The organism is Pelagibacterium sp. H642, assembly GCF_031202855.1.
Classification (GTDB): domain Bacteria; phylum Pseudomonadota; class Alphaproteobacteria; order Rhizobiales; family Devosiaceae; genus Pelagibacterium.
This window is the reverse complement of the sequence record NZ_CP101829.1, coordinates 2,341,725-2,357,662: the sequence shown is the minus strand read 5'-3', so window position 1 is coordinate 2,357,662 and position 15,938 is coordinate 2,341,725. Positions and strand designations below refer to the sequence as shown.

18 protein-coding genes are annotated in these 15,938 nt (G+C 62.6%); 9 read left to right on the top strand and 9 right to left on the bottom strand.

What is annotated here, in order from left to right; genetic code table 11:
• Nucleotides 1-9: 9 nt before the first annotated feature.
• Both NO934_RS11600 and NO934_RS11595 read left to right on the top strand, forming a co-directional pair.
• Nucleotides 10-1,776: a siderophore-interacting protein gene (locus NO934_RS11600; RefSeq protein ID WP_309160130.1), complete on the top strand. Its 1,767-nt coding sequence runs from the start codon at nt 10-12 to the stop codon at nt 1,774-1,776.
• Between the two features lie 120 nt (nt 1,777-1,896).
• Nucleotides 1,897-2,919 carry a class I fructose-bisphosphate aldolase gene (locus NO934_RS11595; RefSeq protein ID WP_309160129.1) on the top strand — a complete coding sequence of 341 codons (1,023 nt, stop codon included), beginning with the start codon at nt 1,897-1,899 and terminating at the stop codon, nt 2,917-2,919.
• Nucleotides 2,920-3,035: 116 nt separating this feature from the next.
• Here the strand turns inward: NO934_RS11595 and NO934_RS11590 are convergent, their stop codons facing one another.
• The 4 genes from NO934_RS11590 to NO934_RS11575 all read right to left on the bottom strand — a co-directional run bounded on the left by NO934_RS11590 (nt 3,036) and on the right by NO934_RS11575 (nt 5,067).
• Entirely contained in the window at nt 3,036-3,509 is a 474-nt protein-coding gene (locus NO934_RS11590; protein ID WP_309160128.1) for an SRPBCC domain-containing protein, read from the bottom strand.
• Nucleotides 3,509-3,847 carry a metalloregulator ArsR/SmtB family transcription factor gene (locus NO934_RS11585; protein WP_309160127.1) on the bottom strand — a complete coding sequence of 113 codons (339 nt, stop codon included), beginning with the start codon at nt 3,845-3,847 and terminating at the stop codon, nt 3,509-3,511. The genes NO934_RS11590 and NO934_RS11585 overlap by 1 nt, the downstream gene beginning before the upstream one ends.
• Nucleotides 3,844-4,530: a glutathione S-transferase family protein gene (locus tag NO934_RS11580; protein WP_309160126.1), complete on the bottom strand. Its 687-nt coding sequence runs from the start codon at nt 4,528-4,530 to the stop codon at nt 3,844-3,846. Before NO934_RS11580 ends, NO934_RS11585 begins: the two co-directional genes overlap by 4 nt.
• A 180-nt stretch (nt 4,531-4,710) precedes the next feature.
• Nucleotides 4,711-5,067 carry a DUF1801 domain-containing protein gene (locus tag NO934_RS11575; RefSeq protein ID WP_309160125.1) on the bottom strand — a complete coding sequence of 119 codons (357 nt, stop codon included), beginning with the start codon at nt 5,065-5,067 and terminating at the stop codon, nt 4,711-4,713.
• A 177-nt stretch (nt 5,068-5,244) separates the two neighbouring features.
• Between NO934_RS11575 and NO934_RS11570 the strand changes: the two genes are divergently transcribed.
• A complete protein-coding gene (locus NO934_RS11570) occupies nt 5,245-5,817 on the top strand; it encodes a thiamine phosphate synthase (protein ID WP_309160124.1) in 573 nt (190 codons plus the stop codon).
• Nucleotides 5,814-6,887: a tetratricopeptide repeat protein gene (locus NO934_RS11565; protein WP_309160123.1), complete on the top strand. Its 1,074-nt coding sequence runs from the start codon at nt 5,814-5,816 to the stop codon at nt 6,885-6,887. The genes NO934_RS11570 and NO934_RS11565 overlap by 4 nt, the downstream gene beginning before the upstream one ends.
• On the opposite strand, the gene NO934_RS11560 is transcribed toward NO934_RS11565, so the two are convergent.
• The gene (locus NO934_RS11560; protein ID WP_309160122.1) at nt 6,884-7,558 is read right to left on the bottom strand and encodes an alpha/beta fold hydrolase; all 675 of its coding nucleotides are present in this window, start codon (nt 7,556-7,558) and stop codon (nt 6,884-6,886) included. The two genes, NO934_RS11565 and NO934_RS11560, sit on opposite strands and share 4 nt — an antisense overlap.
• Nucleotides 7,559-7,629: 71 nt before the next feature.
• Complete coding sequence (locus tag NO934_RS11555) at nt 7,630-7,986, bottom strand: MmcQ/YjbR family DNA-binding protein (RefSeq protein ID WP_309160121.1); 357 nt, start codon at nt 7,984-7,986, stop codon at nt 7,630-7,632.
• 223 nt (nt 7,987-8,209) lie between these two features.
• Between NO934_RS11555 and efp the strand changes: the two genes are divergently transcribed.
• From efp to NO934_RS11535, 4 genes are all read left to right on the top strand, one after another.
• Entirely contained in the window at nt 8,210-8,773 is a 564-nt protein-coding gene (gene efp / locus NO934_RS11550; protein WP_309160120.1) for an elongation factor P, read from the top strand.
• 209 nt (nt 8,774-8,982) lie between these two features.
• The gene (locus tag NO934_RS11545; RefSeq protein ID WP_309160119.1) at nt 8,983-9,774 is read left to right on the top strand and encodes an inositol monophosphatase family protein; all 792 of its coding nucleotides are present in this window, start codon (nt 8,983-8,985) and stop codon (nt 9,772-9,774) included.
• A 240-nt stretch (nt 9,775-10,014) separates the two neighbouring features.
• Nucleotides 10,015-11,019 carry a flagellar motor protein MotA gene (locus NO934_RS11540; protein WP_309160118.1) on the top strand — a complete coding sequence of 335 codons (1,005 nt, stop codon included), beginning with the start codon at nt 10,015-10,017 and terminating at the stop codon, nt 11,017-11,019.
• A 12-nt stretch (nt 11,020-11,031) separates the two neighbouring features.
• Entirely contained in the window at nt 11,032-12,057 is a 1,026-nt protein-coding gene (locus NO934_RS11535; RefSeq protein WP_309160117.1) for a peptidoglycan -binding protein, read from the top strand.
• 215 nt (nt 12,058-12,272) lie between these two features.
• On the opposite strand, the gene NO934_RS11530 is transcribed toward NO934_RS11535, so the two are convergent.
• A complete protein-coding gene (locus NO934_RS11530) occupies nt 12,273-14,108 on the bottom strand; it encodes an ABC transporter transmembrane domain-containing protein (protein WP_309160116.1) in 1,836 nt (611 codons plus the stop codon).
• A gap of 187 nt (nt 14,109-14,295) precedes the next feature.
• Here NO934_RS11530 and rpmE point away from each other — a divergent pair, with 187 nt between their 5' ends.
• Nucleotides 14,296-14,520, top strand: a complete 225-nt coding sequence (gene rpmE, locus NO934_RS11525) for a 50S ribosomal protein L31 (protein ID WP_309160115.1) — start codon at nt 14,296-14,298, stop codon at nt 14,518-14,520.
• Nucleotides 14,521-14,687: 167 nt separating this feature from the next.
• On the opposite strand, the gene NO934_RS11520 is transcribed toward rpmE, so the two are convergent.
• Together NO934_RS11520 and NO934_RS11515 are read right to left on the bottom strand one after the other, a co-directional pair.
• Entirely contained in the window at nt 14,688-15,188 is a 501-nt protein-coding gene (locus tag NO934_RS11520) for a DUF1465 family protein (RefSeq protein WP_309160114.1), read from the bottom strand.
• 361 nt (nt 15,189-15,549) lie between these two features.
• Nucleotides 15,550-15,732, bottom strand: coding sequence for a DUF1192 domain-containing protein (locus NO934_RS11515; protein WP_309160113.1), 183 nt, complete (start codon nt 15,730-15,732; stop codon nt 15,550-15,552).
• Between the last annotated feature and the right edge of the window lie 206 nt (nt 15,733-15,938).

Below are 15,938 nucleotides of genomic sequence, written 5' to 3'. Positions count from 1 at the left end.
GGGCATATCATGGACTACGAAAAGCCGGCCACCCTGAAGCTGCCGATCGTGTTGCGGCAGGTGGAAGTCTCGCGCACCCAAGAGGTGAGCCCGACGCTCAAACGCATCTGGTTTACCAGCGACGAGCTCAAGGCCTTCTCCAAGGATGGGCGCAACTTGCCGCCGTTCCGCTCCGAAGGGCCCGAGGATCACGTCAAATTCTTTTTCCCTTCCCCGGTGGACGGCGTGCTGTCGCTGCCGGTGCAGGCGGATGGGACCATCGACTGGCCGAAAAATCCCCGCCCCGTGGCGCGGGATTATACGCCGCGCAGATATCGCGATGGCGATACCGAAGTGGCGTTCGATTTCGTGCTGCACGGACATGGCGTGGCGAGCACCTGGGCGGCCACCGCCAAGCCCGGTGACCGGCTGCACATGGCGGGACCGAAGGCTTCGCTGATGATCCCCGGTGCCGACCATTTCGTGCTGATCGCCGACCAGACGGCGCTGCCGGCCCTGTGCAACTGGCTGGAAATGCTCCCCGAGGGCAAGCGCGTGGACGCCCTGATCTGGATCGACGAGGAAAAATCGCGGCTCGATATCGAAACGACGGCCAATGTCCACTGGATCGTGGACGCAAACCCCGAGGGCACGGCGCTGATCGAAGCGGCAAGGGCCCTGCCCCGGCCCGGCGGCAACAGCTTTGTCTGGGGCGCCATGGAAGCGGGCGTGTTGCGCAAGGTGCGCAGCCTCTATCTCGATGAAATGGGGCTGGAGCGCGGACAAATCGACATGGCCGCCTATTGGCGGCGCGGGGTCGATGACGACCAGCTCCTGGCCGATGCCATGCGCATCAAGGAAACCGGGAGCCTGGAAAAGCCCTTCCTGATCCGTACGGCGGTGCAATTCCGCCTGCCCGATCTGGTCTCGGAGGGGGTCGACAGCCTGGAAGCGCTGGCGCAGCGGGCGGGCGTCAATGCCGATGCGCTGGCGCGACTGATGCCGGGCTTTGTCGAACTGGGGATATTCAAGCGCAGCGGCGAAAGGATCACGCTTGGGCTGGCCGGCGATTTGCTGACTTCTCCGTTCCGCCGTGCGCTGTTTTCCCAAACCACCGCCAAGGGCCGCCTGCATCTTGCGGCGCGGGGCCTGCCGCATTTTCTCCAGACTGGCGAGAGCGCCTACAAGGCGACATTCGGAACGGAGCTGGAAGACGATGCGGCAAATGACCGGGAGATCGGCGACCAGTTGGGGCACGAATTGGGCCATATGGTCGAGGCGCTGACCTCACAAACGCTGGGGCCACTGGCGGCGGCCTGCGGGTCGAAGGTGACGGTGATCGGCACAGGGGCCGAAGCGATCGTGATGAGCCTGTTCAAGAACCGGCCCGAGATGATCGGCACGGCGATGGTGCCAGGCTGGGCGCTGGACGAAGCGCGCGAGCATATCGAGGAAGCCGGGCTCAAGGCCCGCGCCGAACTTGCCGAACTGGGAACAGCGCTGCCGCATGCCGAAACGCTGGTGATTTCGGCGATCGGAAGGCGCTGGAGCGATGCGATCATCGAAAGCATCGTCGCGGCACAGGAAGCGAGCGACATCTGGCTGATCGAACTGGTGGCGAGGCCGGAAAGCTCCGAACTTGCCGAGGATGCCGCCCTTATCGATGCCGGTTTCGGGCTGCGCCCGACAGAATTGGGGCCTCTGACGGCCAACCTTGCAGAATACGGCCTTGCGCCCGAGCAAACGCACACCACGCAGACCGGATTGCGCCTCACCCGCTTTGTTGCGACGGTTTGATGAAATTGTTCCCGGAGCGGGCCTAATCCATTCGTCCAATACCCGAACGTCTAATCGATCAAAGTCGCGACATTTTGGTATTTTTTGCCCCATGACAACATGCATGGGGTTTTGCGTCCGATGTCTCGACTGAGCGAGATTGCCCACCAGCTCGTAGCACCCGGCAAGGGTATTCTGGCCGCCGACGAATCCACCGGCACGATCAAGAAGCGGTTCGACACCATCGGACTGGAGTCGACCGAAACCACCCGCCGCGATTACCGCGAGATGCTGTTCGGCGCCGACGAGGCGATGAGCCAGTACATTTCCGGCGTCATCCTGTTCGACGAGACGATCCGGCAGTCTGCCGCCGATGGCACCCCATTCGTCGAGATGCTGCGCGCCAACAACTGCCTCCCCGGCATCAAGGTCGATACCGGCGCCAAGCCCATGCCCGGCTACGCCGATGAAACGGTGACCGAGGGCCTTGATGGCCTGCGCGAGCGGCTGGCCGAATACGCACGGATCGGCGCGGCTTTCGCCAAATGGCGCGGCGTCATCGCCATCGGTGAAAACAAGCCCACCCGCGCTTCGATCCACGCCAATGCCCATGCGCTGGCCCGCTATGCGGCGCTGTGCCAGGAAGCGGGCATCGTACCCATCGTCGAGCCGGAAGTGCTGGCCGACGGCAAGCCGGGCGACCACACCATCGAAACCTGCGAAAAGGTGACGACCGATACGCTGGCCGAAGTGTTCGAGGAGCTGCGGCTGGCCGGCGTCGAACTCGACGGCATGATCCTCAAACCCAACATGGTGATCCCCGGCATCAACGGACCCAAGGTGTCTGTCGAGGAAGTTGCCGAGCGGACGGTGCGCACCCTCAAGGCCACCGTGCCCGCCATCGTTCCGGGCATAGCCTTCCTTTCGGGCGGCCAGACCTCGGAACAGGCCAGCGCCAACCTCTCGGCCATGCACAATCTGGGCAAGCTCCCCTGGGCGCTGACCTTCTCCTACGGCCGCGCGCTACAGGCCGAAGCTCTCGCCGCCTGGGGCGGCAAGGCCGAGAACGTCGCAGCGGCCCGCAAGGCCTTCATCCACCGCGCCCGGATGAACTCGCTGGCTTCGCTGGGCCAATGGGCGCCGGAGCTGGACCGGGCGGCGTAGGCTGGCTGGACCGATTGCGAGCTGCAGCCCGATTGAACGGCCGCAGCAATCGTATTAGCGGTAGGAATCTGCGTTCGACCCGTTGCGATTAATGCAAGCCAACGACGTCCCAGGCCCTACCGGGTCGTGTCCTCTATATAATCAAACATCACTTCCTGGAGACGGGCGAAGCCGATGCCCGTGCCGGCCTCCCGTATGTCTCCGTCCTTCACGCTTGCGAAGACAGCTTGTTCGGTGAAGGTCATCGTGGTTTTTTCATCCTGGCCTTCGAACTCGACGGTCACGAGCGAGGATGAAATCGGATTGCCATTGGTCCGCATCGTGTAGGCATAGACGATGCGTTGGCGGGGGTGAATTTCGAGGAAGTGAGCCAGCATCGCCTGTTCGGTTCCATCCGGCATGCGCCAGATCATGCTCTCATGCCCATCGATGTGGAAGTCGAACCGATCCTCGATGACGATCCAATCCGGATGGCAGCTGTTCCAGCGCCGCTTGAGCTGATGGTCGGACCAAAAGCGAAAGGCGTGGGCAGGGCTACCTGGCAGCTCACGTTCAATGACGAAGCTGCGATGGTCGACATTGATACCCATCAGTGATCCTTCTCCTCGGGCACTTCGGCCATTGCGGTCGCCAATCTGTCGAAAGCAGCATTCATGTCGCGCTGACGCTGCTCTACCCAGTTGTTGATGGCCTTGAAGGCATCGGGCCTCATGCGATAGGTACGCACACGGCCAACTTTTTCGCTGACGACAATGCCACCGTCTTCGAGCACCCGAAGGTGCTTGAGCACCGCCGGCAATTGAACGTTGGCGGGCGCTGCCAACTCCTTCACCGAAGCCGGTCCCTTGGAGAGGCGTTCGACAAACCCGCGCCGGTAGGGGTCAGCCATGGCCTGGAAATAGCGGTCGATGCTTTCTGTTTCGGTCATGCCACAGGTTCCAAAAAGCGGGACGGCATTGCGTCACGATAAGGAAAGAACTTGAAGTAGGGCTGTGCTTCAGCGAGGACGCGTTGCACCGATGGCCGCGCCAGCAGGCGCTCGAAATAATCTCGCGATTGTGGTCTGCCATCGCCAAGCGGATGCACGATGGACCCAAAGAACAACGCTGGTAGCGCTGAACAATCCGCCATGGTGAACGTCTCCCCTATGATCCATTTGCGTCCGTCGAGCTGCCCTTCGATCATGTCATAGGCCGTCTCTAGCGTCGCATGCGCTTCCGCAACGCCGTGGGGATCGGCGGCGCCTTCGGGCCGAATACGGTCGCCCACGATCTTTTGCATCGGCACACTGACATAGAGATCGAAAAAGCGATCCCACAGGCGGACGTCGAGTTGCTGTTCCGCTTCGGTCGGTATCAGCTGGACCGGACCGACATGATGGTGCTGGAGATACTCGATAATGATGCTGGTTTCAGCGACCACCCTGTTGCCAACGCTGTCATGCAACACCGGGATCTTGCCCACCGGCCAGCGCTCGATGTGAGCGGCAGCGGACCCTGGATCCGCAAAATCGACGAGACTGGGTTCGAAAGCGGTGCCGTTCTCATAAAGCCCGATGAGGACCTTGTGGCAGAAAGAGGCGAGCGGGTGGAGGTAGAGCGTAAGAGCCATTGTTGTGCCCGTTCGTTTCCAATAAAGGAAACCAATAGACCAAACTTCGCACGCTTTCAACGACAGTTTCCATTCGGGGAAACTTATCTACTCTACGACCTGGTTTTACCGCGTTCCGAACCACAAAAGTGAATTCCATTTGCTGGAAACGCCCCTAATGGCCGTAATGGCATCGGCCATTCACACCCCGAGTTCCTTTCGCGAAGACAGGGCGAGTGCAGCGATGAGGTCGTCGGGGATGGGTTTGTTCGGGGAGAATTTGACGCCGGTCTTTGATGCTTTGAGCCCGGCTGCGGCGATGGCGTCGGAACAGGCGCTGATGGCGCCGCCGCTCACATACAGGCCGCACTGCTTGCTGAACGCTGCATAGCCGGCGATGACCGAACCTCCCGCAGCAAACCCGGGCATATCGTAGCGAATGATCTCCTCGGCATCGGGGAGCGCCCGAGCCAGTTGGGCGCGCAAATGGACCAGCAGCGGCCGGAGCGCTTCGGGCGCCGCGGCGATATAGGCATCGTGGTCGGCAAATGCGGTCATGCCCGATCATCGGCAATCGGATGTCGGCGCGCAAGCGATAATCTCCTCGACTGCCGGGCTGCGCGGCAAACCCGTCCCAACACGCTTCCCATCGGGCAAGGGACGCGGTAAGCCGGCAGCGTCCCTTTTTTCGTCATGGTTTGACGGCATTGGGGCTCGCAACGTATTTGGGGCGCCATGGCAGTCGATATCTTTCTCATCACCGACCCGCAGATCGAGGTGGAGCGGACCGCCGAGCTGCTCAAGGCAACGCTCGAGCGGGTGAACGCCGCCGCCCTGCTGGTCGCGGCCGGCGAGGCCGATGATTATGTGTATATCGAGCGGCTCAAAAAGCTGGCGCCGATCGCCCAGGCGCGCGATTGCGCCGTACTGGTCGATGGACGGCCCAGTCTGGTCAAATCGGCGCGGGCCGATGGGGTACATATGTCGGGTGGGGTAAAGGCGCTGCGCGAGGCGGTGGACACCTTAAAGCCCGACTATATCGTGGGGACCGGCGACATCGGATCGCGGCACGAGGCCATGGTGCGCGGCGAGTTGGAGATCGACTACCTGATGTTCGGCGATCGCGACGATCCGGAAACGAACGGGCGCGAGATGGCCGACTGGTGGGCCGAGACCTTCGAGGTGCCCTCGGTCTATTTCGCCGGGCCGGCCGATGCGGGGACGCTGGGCGAGCGCCGGAGCGAGTTCATCGCCTTTGCCCAGGCCGATTGGGACAAGATCGACGCTCTCCTCGGAGAGCAGGCATGAAACTTTCACCCTTCCTGTTGGCCGCGATGGTGGCCTTGAGCCCGGCGGCGGCGCCGGCCCAGACCGAACAAATGGACGAGGCGCTCGATATCTCGCGCATGCTGCTCAATCCGCCGGAAGGGGTGGACCTGGCCTATGGCGCTTTCCAGCGTGGCTATTACCTCACCGCCCTGCGGCTGGCCGAACGCCGCGCGGCCAATGGCGATGCGGTGGCCCAGACGCTGATCGGAGAAATCTACGCCAACGGGCTGGGCGTGCCCCAAGACATCCCTCGCGCCATCGGCTGGTACGGCCAGGCCGACCAGAACGGGGACATTCAGGCAACCTTCCAGCTCGCCATGATCTATCAGAACGGAACCGGGGTGGCGCGCAATCGCGAGCGGGCCGCGGCGCTCTTTGAGAAGGCCGCCGATGGCGGGCATATCGCCGCCAAGTACAATCTGGGCCTGCTGCATGTGGAAGGACTCTATGCCGAGCCCAATCTGGTGCGCGCCGCCGAGCTGATCGGAGAAGCGGCCGAAGCGGGGCTGCCCGAGGCGCAATACGACTACGCCGTGATGCTGCTCGAAGGCGCCGGGGTGGCGCCCAACACCGAAGGGGCGCTGGAGCTTTTGCTCAGCGCTGCCGAACAGGGGCTATCCGCCGCCCAGGTGGAATATGCCACCCTGATCTATCTCGGTGCGGCGGGCCAACGCGACGCCGAGGGCGCCGCCCATTGGTATGGCCGCGCCGCCGAAACCGGCAATCCGGTGGGCCAGGTGCGCTATGCCATGATGCTGGCCGCCGCTGAGGGAGTTGCCCAGGATGCCGAAACCGCCGCCATGTATCGCGCCCTAGCGCGGCGGCAGGGGCTGACCGACGAGGCGCTGGACCAGTTGCTGGCGGGGGCCGACCCCGAGGCGATCGCCCGTGGCGAGGAACGCGCCCGCTTCTGGCCCGGCGTGCCCCCGAGCGAGGAGCCCGAGCCGGCAACGCGCGAGGAAGAGGCCCCCGACGCCCCGTTGCCCGAGATGCTCGAAACGCTGCCAAGCGAACTCGAAGACGTGGCGCGCGGCGAGAGCGCCAGCTAGGCAGCGGCCATTAAAAGCTCGGCCAGCTCATCGGGTAGATCGACCGCGATGTCGTGGCCGCAGGGGAGTTCGCGGATGGTCCAGCCCGGATCGGCGCGGAATTTATCCAGAGTTTCGCCGAAAGGCACCCCGGAGGTCGCGACCACGAAGGTCTTTTTCGGGACGCGCTGGTAGGCGCCGGTGACCTTCAGCTTTTCGGTGAAGGTGCCGACAGGCTGCGGCGTCGCCTTGCTGTCCACCCAGACCCGATCTTCCTCCCGCAGATATTCTCCCGGGGCGGTGGGTGGCGGATCGATCATGGCGGGAGAGAAGTCCTCGCCCGGCGCGGAATCGGCAAAGCTCATGCCGTCTTCGGGAATAAAGGCCTCGATGAAGACGACCGAGGCGATACGATCCGGCACGCGCTCGACCACGCCGGTAGCGACCATGCCGCCATAGGAATGGCCGACGAGAACGATATCGGAAAGATCCTTGAACTCGATCTCGTTGACGATGTCGTCGATATGGGTCGTGAGGGTGATGGCGGGGCCGGCCAGGTGCCGGCGCTCGCACAATCCGCTCAGCGTTGGGGCAAAAGCGCGATGGCCATGTGCATGCAGCCGCCCGATCACCCGCTCCCATGACCATCCGCCCGTCCAGGCGCCGTGGACGATCACAAAACTATGCGGCATGGATTTCCCCTCCCTGCCCCGGGGCCATTAAAGGGCGGGAGCGGACTGCTGGCAAGGTGCGGCGTTTGCCGCTAGAGGCCGATTTCGGCGCGCTGGGCCTTGGTGAGGCCGGCGGCGACCAGGCGGTGGGAATTGGCGATATAGGCGCGGACTTCGTCCTCGGGCAGATCGGCATCGGCGGAAACTGACACCCATTGGCGCTTGGCGAAATATGGCGCCTGGGTAACGCCGGCGAGCGCGGTGAGGATTTCAAACGTCTCCTGCGGGCATTTGAAGACCAATGTGGGCGGGCCATCCTCGTGCTCGCCGAACACGGCATAGACCTTGCCGCCGACCTTGGCGACGCGGGAGTCCCACTGGTCGTGGAGGGTGTTGCCCTTGAACTCACCGGAAAAGGTGTCGAAACCGGATCGGGTGAAAACGCTCATGGCCATGGGCTTTCGATTTTCGAAACGCAATGCCGGCATTATGGCAGAACGCGAGCGGGAGTGCGATGCGGAACGAGGAGATGGCCGTCTCAAAGCCCGGTGCCGCACCGCAATCGTCCTAGAGGCTTGAAAGCCGCCGCGTTCTGGGGCAAAAGCCTGCGCACCAGTCATATAGGCCTTGCGCGCCCATTTCCGCGCGGGCGCAGCAACGAAAAGACCATTCATGAAGATCAACGGTAACGAAATCCGTCCCGGCAACGTGATCATGCACCAGGACCGGCTTTGGGTGGCGGTCAAGGTCGACCACGTCAAGCCCGGCAAGGGCGGCGCCTATGCCCAGGTGGAACTCAAGGCCATCCAGGGCTCGACCAAGCTCAACGAACGCTTCCGTTCGGCCGAAACCGTCGAGCGTGTGACGCTCGAGCAGCGTGATTTCCAGTTCCTCTACGCCCAGGGCGAGCAGCTCGTGTTCATGAACACCGAAACCTATGAGCAGATCGAGCTCGAGGCCGATTTCGTGGGCGAGCGTGCCGCGTTTCTCCAGGACGGCATGATGGTGACCGTGGAAATGTACGAGGAGACCCCGCTCGGCATTCAGCTCCCTGCCCAGGTGACGCTGGAAGTGACCGACACCGAGCCGGTGGTTAAGGGCCAGACGGCGGCGAATTCGTTCAAGCCCGCGACGCTGGAGAACGGCGTCAAGACCATGGTGCCCCCGTTCGTGGGCGTGGGCCAGAAGATCGTGGTCGATACCAATGAAGTGACCTATATCCGCCGCGCGGATTGATTGGGATTACAGCGAGGATGGCGCTCGTGGCGCCCCCCTCATCCGCCCCTTCGGGGCACCTTCTCCCACCAGGGGAGAAGGGGATTCAGTGCTTGTTGCTGTCCCCCGTAGCCCTCTCCACTGGTGGGAGAGGGATTGGGGTAAGGGGTGCAGCGCCAACCACACGCACCAGCGGATGTGATTTCCGCCTGACGCAAAGGAACAATAGCATGGCCCGCTCAGCGCTGATGAACATCATGGTCAATGCCGCCCTCAAGGCCGGCAAGGGGCTGATCCGCGATTTTGGCGAGGTGGAGAACCTGCAGGTTTCGCGCAAGGGCCCGGCCGATTTCGTTTCGATGGCCGACAAGCGCGCTGAAAAGATCGTCATGGACGAGCTGATGAAGGCCCGGCCCACCTATTCCTTCCTCATGGAAGAAGGCGGGGAGATCAAGGGTACCGACGGCATGCACCGCTGGATCATCGATCCGCTCGACGGGACGACCAATTTCCTGCACGCCATCCCGCTGTTTGCCGTGGCCATCGCGCTCGAACGCAATGGCGAGATCGTTTCCTCGGTGATCTACAACCCGGTGATGGACGAACTCTACAGCGCCGAGAAGGGCAATGGCGCCTGGCTCAACAATCGCCGCCTGCGCGTGGCTTCGCGCCGGCACCTGGCCGATGCGGTGCTGACCACCGGCATCAAATTGACCGGCAAGGCGACCGACTCCATGGCGCAACGCCAGGTGGCGCATCTGACCCCCGCCGTTGCCGGCATCCGGCGCACCGGATCGATCTCGGTCGACCTCGCCTGGGTGGCGGCCGGGCGGTTCGATGGGCTCTGGGAAGACCGGCTAGCCCCCTGGGACGTGGCGCCCGGGCTGCTGATGGTCAAGGAAGCCGGCGGGTTCGTATCCGATTATGCCGGCGGCAATGACAGCGTCGCCAAGGGCGAAGTGGTTGCCGGCAACGAGGTGATCCAGGGCGAGCTGCTCAAGACCATCCAGGCCGTCAAATAGCCCTCAGGGTTTGAAGGCGATCCTGATTTCGTTCCAGAGCGCGGCTCGTCTGGATCAGGCGCAGGCCCAAACTCGCTCGGGAGAAGCAGGGCGCGCTATTTTCATGGGTTTCCTTTTCCTCAGTTTTCCTTAACCACGTCTCAAGTCATTGTCAGGACATCATGGTCTGACTAAGCTGGCGGCGAAATTCATGGCGCTGCCTTGGTTTACGCCACAGTGCCGCGTGGAGCCGCCTGTTTAATGACGCAACCCTACGATCCCTATCGCCTTTCCAGTCCGCTGGTCTATCTTATCAAGATGGTGATCTTCCTCGTCCTGGTGGCGATGGTCGCGATCATCATCCTGCCTCAGCTTCTGGAAGCCTTCTGGTCTTCGCCCTTCATCAACGGGCTGATCCTGTTCGCGCTGCTGGTGGGGATCGTTCTGAGCTTTCGCCAGGTGATCCGGCTGTTTCCCGAAGTCCATTGGGTCAATTCCCTCCAGGAGGGCAATGCCGGCCAGCTTCGGCGGGCCCCGGTGCTGCTTTCGCCGGTGGCGGCGATCATGCGCGACCGGCTGGGGGAAACGGTGATCACCCCTGCGTCCATGCGCTCCATCCTCGATTCGGTGGGCATCCGGCTCGATGAAGCCAAGGAAACCTCGCGCTATCTCACTGGCCTTCTGGTGTTCCTGGGCCTTTTGGGCACCTTCTACGGCCTTTTGGGCACCGTGGGCGCCGTCGCCGGGGTGATCCAGGGGTTGGATGTGACCTCGGGCGATACCACGAGCCTGTTCGCCAATCTGCGCGAAGGGCTGGAAGCGCCGCTCGGGGGCATGTCGACAGCGTTCTCGTCCTCGCTGTTCGGCCTCGCCGGTTCGCTCGTGCTCGGTTTTCTCGACCTGCAGACCAGCCAGGCGCAGAACTCGTTCTATACCGATCTCGAAGACTGGATGAGCTCGATGACCGAACTCGACCACCCGATCGCCACCATGCAGGCCAGCAATTTCGGCGTTTCGGGCAGCGAGATGCAGCAGATGTTCGAGCGGCTGGGGGCGACGATGCAGACCCAGAACTCGTCGCAGAACGCCATCCGCGCCATGGCCGAACTGGCCAAGGGCATCGACGGGCTGGTCAAGCACATAAGGGCCGAGCAGGAGGATCTGCGGGCCCATATCGCCGAACAGGCCGAGGTCAACAAGCGATTGAACCGCCTGATCGACACGCTGCTGCAGGACGCCGACCGTCCGCGCGACGGGCACAATTAAGGGCACTTACGAATGGCACTGGTCCGCGGACGCACAACCGAACGCGCCAATTCCTGGCCCGGCTATGTCGACGCCCTGTCGAGCCTGCTGCTGGTCATCATCTTCATGCTCTCGATGTTCATGATCGCCCAGTTTTTCCTCAACCAGGAAATCCTGGGGCGCGATACGGCGCTTTCCCGCCTTAACGCGCAGATTGCCGAACTCACCGAATTGCTGCAGCTCGAACGCGCCAACTCCGAGGATCTGGAACTCTCGATCGCCTCGCTTTCGGCAACGCTTTCCGGGGTGGAGGCCGAACGCGACCAGCTCGAGAGCGAACTGGCCGGGTTGGGCGCCGGGATCGGCGAATATGACGACACGATCGCCGGGCTCGAGGCCGAACTTGCCGAGGAGCAGGAGCTTTCGTCGGAAGCCCAGGCACAGGTGGCGCTTTTGAACCAGCAGCTCGCCGCCCTGCGCCAGCAGATCGGGGCGCTCGAAGCCGCGCTCGAAGCGTCCGAACTGCGGGACGCCGAAAGCCGCACCCAGATCGCCGATCTGGGCCGCCGCCTGAACGTCGCGCTCGCGCAGCGGGTCCAGGATCTCTCGCGCTATCGCTCGGACTTTTTCGGGCGGCTGCGCGAAATTCTCGAGGGACGGTCGGACGTGCAGGTGGTGGGCGATCGGTTCGTGTTTCAATCCGAAGTGCTGTTCGATGCCGGGCAGGCGGAGATTTCCCCCGAGGGCGAGGACCAGATCGCCTCGCTGGCCGATGCCATTCTCGAACTCGAGGATGAAATTCCGGCCGATATCCCCTGGGTGCTGCGCATCGACGGACATACCGACCGGCGGCCGATCTCCACCCCGCAATTTCCATCCAACTGGGAATTGTCGGCCGCCCGTGCCATCGCGGTGGCCAAGCTGCTCGTGGAACAGGGCGTTTCACCCAACCGGCTTCTGGCCGCAGGCTTCGGGGAATACGCGCCGCTCGATCCGGCCGATACCGAGGAAGCGTATCGGCGCAACAGGCGGATCGAGTTCAAGCTGACCGAGGCATAGCGGGTTCAGCTACCAACCGCGTCTGAATTGGCAAGCTCGGCGCCCCTCTCATCCGACCGCTTCGCGGCCACCTTCTCCCACCAGGGGAGAAGGGCAGCCCGTTGCAGCTTTCAGGGACGGACCTCGAAGGCTTCGACAGGAGCCCCCTCTTCCCTTGAGGGAGAGGGCCGGGGTGAGGGGTGCGCTGAGCTTGTGACGGTCGACGACGACCGCAATTACCCCGCCAACGCCTCTTCGTTCATCCGGAATTGGAGTTTGGCCAGTTCGGCATAGCGGCCGCCTTTGGCGACCAATTGGGAATGGGTACCCTGGTCGATAAGCCGGCCTTTTTCCAGGACCAGGATGCGGTCGGCGTTGCGGATAGTGGCGAGGCGGTGGGCGATGACCAGGGTGGTCCGCCCTTCCATCAGGCGCTCGAGGGCCTTTTGCACAAGATGCTCGCTCTGGGCGTCGAGGGCGGAGGTGGCTTCGTCGAGCAGCAGGATCGGGGCATCCTTCAGGAGCGCGCGGGCGATGGCGACGCGCTGCTTCTGGCCGCCCGAGAGCATGACGCCGCGTTCGCCCACCATGGTATCGAAACCACTGGGCAGCTCTTCAACGAAACCGGTGACCAGAGCCGCATCGGCGGCGGCGCGGATTTCATCCAAACCGGCCTCGGGCTTTGCGAAGCGGATATTGTCGGCAATGGTGCCGGCAAAGATCACCGGCTCCTGATCGACCGAGGCGAAGCGCTGGCGCAACTGGCGCGGGTCGACGTCACGCACATCGATATCATCGACGAGAACGCGGCCGGAATTGACGTCATAAAAGCGCTGCAGCAGGGCAAAGACCGTCGACTTGCCGGCGCCCGAAGCGCCGACGAGAGCGACCTGTTCGCCCTTTTCCACCGCAAAGGAAAGATCGGCCAGGATGGGGGCATCGTCGCGCGTCTTGTAGGTGAAATCCACAGCTTCGAAGCGCACGGTGCCCTGCGAGGGTTCGGGCATGGGGGTGGGATTGGCTTTGATTGGCAGCGTCGAGCGGGTATCGAGGATTTCGAACAGCCGCTCGGTGGCGCCTGAAACCTGCTGCAGCGTGCCGAACACGTCGCTCATATTGGTGAGCGCGCTGGTGGCGACCACAGCATAGATGGCGAACTGGGTGACCTCGCCCACGGTGATCATGCCGGCGAAAACCGCCTGGGTGCCCAGCCAGACCAGCCCGACCATGGCGCACATGGAAACGAACAGCACCAGCCCGATCATCAGCGACCGGGCCATGTGGCGGGTCAATTCGGCCTTGTAGGTGGTTTCCGCATAGCCGCGGAACAGCTCCTGCTGGCTTTCCTCCTGGGTGAAGGATTTGACTGTTTTGACCGAGGACAGGGTCTCGGTGATCATCGCGGAAAGATCGGCGAGCGAGGATTGGGTGCGCTTGGAGACCTTTTTCATGCGCCGGCCCATGATGACCAGCGGCACGACGATGATGGGGATAACCACGATCACCCCCAGCGCGAGCTGGAAGCTGGTCCAGAACATCATGAACACCGCGCCCACCATCAGGATGAAGGAGCGCAGCGCCAGAGAGGCGGACGATCCTACCGCCGAGCGGATGGTGGCGACGTCGGCATTGAGCCGGGAGGTGAGTTCGCCCACCCGGTTGACGTCGAAGAAGGTGGCATCGAGGGTCAGGAGATGATCGAAAACCTCGCGCCGCAGATCGGCGATGGCACGCTCGCCGATGACCGAGATGAGATAAAAGCGCGCGCCGCCCGAGATCGCCATGATCGCGGCAATCACGATCACCAGCCAGGCATAGGACGAGACGACCTCGAGATTTTCGGTGACGAACCCCTGATCGATGAAATCGCCGGCCAGGTAAGGCAGCGAGAGCGAGGTGATCGCCGCGACCAGAAGGAAGGTGAAGGTCAGCGTCAGCCGCACCGGATAGCGTGTCATGAAGGGAATCAGACGGCGCAGCGGGGAAAACGAGCTCGGCTTGGCCCCTGCCTTAAGGCGCGGAATGTCCGTCTGAACGGGCGTTGTGATGTTGGAAAGTCGTGCGTCAGCCATAAAACGGGCTTTCAATGTTTGCCGCCTAGATAAGCCGTTGAGGCGCCGAGGGCAACCACGCGCGAGAATCGGGGATGTTCGCCGGGCCTTGCGCATTGCGCGGGCTTTGGGTAAAAGGCCGCCAACCAGTTTACGAGACGTACCGTCCGGGCGCTTGCGCGCCCGTTTGATTTAGGGCCCGATCCACATGAAAAAAGACACTCACCCCGACTACCACTTCATCACCGTGGCGATGACCGACGGGACGACCTACAAGACCCGTTCGACCTACGGCAAGGAAGGCGACACGCTGACCCTCGACATCGACCCGACCACGCACCCGGCCTGGACCGGCGGTCAGGGCAAGCTCGTCGACCGTGGCGGCCGCGTGTCGCGCTTCAAGGAAAAGTTCAAGGGCATCCTGGGTTCGTAAGAGCCCTGATCGCTCGGAATACGAAAGCCCGGCCGGTGTGCCGGGCTTTTTGTTTGGGTGGTACTGCCGTTTGGGCACACACCTCTTCTATGGGTCGCAGGCGTTGCGGTCTACGGGTCAGGCCCGAAGACGACGGGGATGGAAGGCCGCTCGGCAGTGGGAACGCTCTATTTGCCACCGAAGGCGGCTTTGAGACGGTCCATCTGGGAGCTGAGGGCGTTTTCGCCGGCGGGCTCGGTGGGGATATCTTCGCCGCGTTCGATCCTGTCGAACTTGACGACCCGTTCGAAAAGGCGGTCGCCCTTTTCGATATAGTGCTTCATGCGCCCGGGGATTTCGTCCCAGCCCGGGCCGCCGCGATCCTCGGGAAGGGCCGAGAACTTGACCTTTGACTTTTCCTCAAGGGCCTGTTGCGGGGAAATCTCGCCCTCATTGACGGCGCGTTGGAGCAGGAGCCAGGAGGCGAGCTGCATGAGGCGCGTGGTCAGCCGCATGCTTTCGGTGGCGTAGAGGAAAGAACCTTCGCGGCTGAGCGTCTTGCTTTCGGTACGCCCTTCCCCGTCGAGATAGGCGGCGACCTCCTCGATCAACCCCATGCCTTCGCGGTAGAGCAGGTCAAAACCTCCCGAGGACAAAAGTCTCGGGGTCAACGCAACGGTTGGGGACATGACCTCGTCCACGGGCGCTCCTTGATCGTTTCGATAGCTGGACCGCCATATTAGGCGCAATCGAGGGCGCCGTCATCCCGCACGGCAAGAGGAGTTGCAACTAGGCTTAACGCCGACGGCTCGGGGAAATCGCCAACCCAGAAAAAGAAAAAGAGCCGTCAGGTGAACGGCTCTCGAAAGTTAACAGGGAGGCGTCAAACAGAGGGAAGAAACCGCTCTGAAAAACTCCAGCGCAAAAACTGGATGAGGAAAACCTAAATCGAACTCGTAAAATTTTCCTTAACGAGACTCGCTTTTTTAACCTTACCGGCAAGTGCATCTTCCCTGTCGCCGATGGGCCACGCCTCGGAGCGGTGCGGGATCAGAACTTGAAGACGGCATCGGCCGCCGAGCGGCTGGCGTTCTTGCTTTCGATGGCGCGCTCGAGACGGGCGATCTCGTTTTGGAGAAGGGAGATGCGGTCGGTCAGCTCATCGACCGAGAGCGCATCGAGCGGCATGCCGACCTCATGAACCGGCTGGCGGCGGACCTCATCCTCATCCATGGCGCGCTCCTTTTTCGGCTCCGACGCTTCCCGTTTGCCCCATCCGGATGGCTGGGTCCAGACAAAGGGGCAATACTAACGCGCAGACACAAAGATTGGTTCCCGGCGCCGGTCACGATTATGTCAGAGTCCAACATCACACTTGCCTGGACTCCGACTTGTGACAATTTAATGGCAGCTGGGGGCGCGACCGGTGTTCGAGATTC

Excerpts from the sequence above, each read along its gene's own strand:
- NO934_RS11600 (WP_309160130.1), top strand. The coding sequence starts at position 10 with ATGGACTACGAAAAGCCGGCCACCCTGAAGCTGCCGATCGTGTTGCGG.
- NO934_RS11595 (WP_309160129.1), top strand. The coding sequence starts at position 1,897 with ATGTCTCGACTGAGCGAGATTGCCCACCAGCTCGTAGCACCCGGCAAG.
- NO934_RS11590 (WP_309160128.1), bottom strand. The coding sequence starts at position 3,509 with ATGGGTATCAATGTCGACCATCGCAGCTTCGTCATTGAACGTGAGCTG.
- NO934_RS11585 (WP_309160127.1), bottom strand. The coding sequence starts at position 3,847 with ATGACCGAAACAGAAAGCATCGACCGCTATTTCCAGGCCATGGCTGAC.
- NO934_RS11580 (WP_309160126.1), bottom strand. The coding sequence starts at position 4,530 with ATGGCTCTTACGCTCTACCTCCACCCGCTCGCCTCTTTCTGCCACAAG.
- NO934_RS11575 (WP_309160125.1), bottom strand. The coding sequence starts at position 5,067 with ATGACCGCATTTGCCGACCACGATGCCTATATCGCCGCGGCGCCCGAA.
- NO934_RS11570 (WP_309160124.1), top strand. The coding sequence starts at position 5,245 with ATGGCAGTCGATATCTTTCTCATCACCGACCCGCAGATCGAGGTGGAG.
- NO934_RS11565 (WP_309160123.1), top strand. The coding sequence starts at position 5,814 with ATGAAACTTTCACCCTTCCTGTTGGCCGCGATGGTGGCCTTGAGCCCG.
- NO934_RS11560 (WP_309160122.1), bottom strand. The coding sequence starts at position 7,558 with ATGCCGCATAGTTTTGTGATCGTCCACGGCGCCTGGACGGGCGGATGG.
- NO934_RS11555 (WP_309160121.1), bottom strand. The coding sequence starts at position 7,986 with ATGAGCGTTTTCACCCGATCCGGTTTCGACACCTTTTCCGGTGAGTTC.
- efp (WP_309160120.1), top strand. The coding sequence starts at position 8,210 with ATGAAGATCAACGGTAACGAAATCCGTCCCGGCAACGTGATCATGCAC.
- NO934_RS11545 (WP_309160119.1), top strand. The coding sequence starts at position 8,983 with ATGGCCCGCTCAGCGCTGATGAACATCATGGTCAATGCCGCCCTCAAG.
- NO934_RS11540 (WP_309160118.1), top strand. The coding sequence starts at position 10,015 with ATGACGCAACCCTACGATCCCTATCGCCTTTCCAGTCCGCTGGTCTAT.
- NO934_RS11535 (WP_309160117.1), top strand. The coding sequence starts at position 11,032 with ATGGCACTGGTCCGCGGACGCACAACCGAACGCGCCAATTCCTGGCCC.
- NO934_RS11530 (WP_309160116.1), bottom strand. The coding sequence starts at position 14,108 with ATGGCTGACGCACGACTTTCCAACATCACAACGCCCGTTCAGACGGAC.
- rpmE (WP_309160115.1), top strand. The coding sequence starts at position 14,296 with ATGAAAAAAGACACTCACCCCGACTACCACTTCATCACCGTGGCGATG.
- NO934_RS11520 (WP_309160114.1), bottom strand. The coding sequence starts at position 15,188 with ATGTCCCCAACCGTTGCGTTGACCCCGAGACTTTTGTCCTCGGGAGGT.
- NO934_RS11515 (WP_309160113.1), bottom strand. The coding sequence starts at position 15,732 with ATGGATGAGGATGAGGTCCGCCGCCAGCCGGTTCATGAGGTCGGCATG.